1 protein-coding gene is annotated in these 1,702 nt (G+C 70.5%); it reads right to left on the bottom strand.

Features of this window, described 5'->3' with window-relative positions; genetic code table 11:
• On the bottom strand, positions 1-1,702 hold a 1,702-nt coding region (locus ISU07_RS23650; protein ID WP_194709323.1), incomplete at both ends, for an ATP-binding protein.

Here is a 1,702-nt window from a genome sequence, read left to right as displayed (position 1 = left end):
GTGCCGGCGCCCCAGCTTCAACGCCTCCTCGAGCACGCCGTGCATGCCCATCGCCTTGGCGTCCGCGACCACCTCGGGGAGGGAGGTACGGGCCTCGTCGCGTTCACCTGCATCCAACAAGGCCTGCAGCATCCGTAGTCGGGGCCATAGGGCGAGACCCGGTCCGATGTGTGCCGCCGCGTCGTGCGTTGCCCGCCACCACTCCACCGAGCGCTCGCCACGCAGGTCAGCGCGCAGCGCCCGGGCGGTCAGGATGCTCACACCGTAGGTCGTGCGCTGGCTCCCCTCAGCGATCGCACCGTCTGCCCGTGCCACCAATGAGTCCGCCCGCGCCGCCAGGGCGCCATCGAGCGGAAGCCTGGCACGACGCGCGGCGTCGAGCGCGAGATAGACGGCGTGTGCGACGCACCCCTGAGTCATCGGCGCGTCCGAGACGGACATGATGCGGCCGTAATCCCTCGCAACCTCGACCGCCTCGGCAATCAGCCCGTTGGCGATCAGGACTGCGACGTCGAGGACGATGTCGTCGTAGTTGGGGGTGGAGGCGAAGCCACGGACCATGGCCATCCAGCGCCGCTCCACGTCGAGGGCGGCTGGAGCGTCGCCGTGTGCCAACAACAGCCGCACCCACGCGCTCAGCCCTTGCACCTGGTCGATCGGCCCCTCCTGGAGAAGATCGTCGACAAGCCGATCGGCCTCGTCGAGCCGGCCGAGATTGACCAGGACCGTCACCAGGTGGAAGGCGGCGACGCGGGCCGCCCGTGGAAAGCCAGCCGCCGCGGCGGCACCGCGCAAACCCTCGAGCATCGCGACGCCGCGCTTGGTGTCCAGGCCCTCTGCCAGCTCCCTCGCGAGGAAGATCTGGTGCTTGTAGGCGAGGAAGCTCTCCCCACCCCTCTTGTATGCGGCCGACGCCCTCTCCTCGTAGTCCGCGAGTGCTTCGACCCGTCCCGCCGAATAAGCCGCCAGCGTCCGAGCGGCCCATCCCATGGCTTCGATCCTGGGCACGTCGAGAGCCTTCGCCAGCTCGATCGCCTCGACCGCCGAGGCCTCACACTCCTCGTTGCGGTCCTGTCGCCCCAGCCACTCAGCGCGGACGGCGAGCGCTCGCGCCAGGTCCTCCGACGAGACGCCGTTCAACCCGGCGATGGCCAGGTCGATCGCGGCTTCGTGCGTGACGTGGCCCTCGAGCTCGTAGCCGGCGTGCACGTACGCCGTGTACACCCGCGCGGCCACCACGGGGTCGGTCGTCTCCGCAAGCGCGTCGAGGGCATCGGCCATCAGCAGGCGGCCCCTGTCGTAGGCACCGCTGTCGAGGTTGGCCTGGGCGAGCTCGGCCAGGACCACCGCGCGGGCAGGTCGCTCACGACCGGCGGCACGGTCGTAGAGCTCCTCGGCTCTCGCCCAATGCCGGAGGGCCTCGGGCGATCCCAGTGCCCGCGCCGTCTCGCCCGCCCTGACGGAGGCGGCGAAGGCGGCGGGCAGGTCGTGGGCGGCATACCAGTGAAAGGCGAGCTGGCTGAGCTGGGACATGGTCGGCTGATCCGAGAACAGCCGTTCGATCGCCATGGCGAGGGCTCGGTGGGCGGCTGCGCGCTCACCGGGCATCAGGTCGCCGTAGACCGCTTCGCGCAGCAGACCGTGCCGGAAGTCCAGGTGACTGCCGACCTGTCGGACGACGTTGGTCGCCAACGCCTCCCGC

Source organism: Nocardioides islandensis, from assembly GCF_015352455.1.
In the GTDB taxonomy this organism is placed as follows: Bacteria; Actinomycetota; Actinomycetes; order Propionibacteriales; family Nocardioidaceae; genus Nocardioides; species Nocardioides islandensis.
The sequence above is the reverse complement of the archived record's forward strand: the minus strand, read 5'-3'. Positions and strand labels throughout refer to the sequence as shown.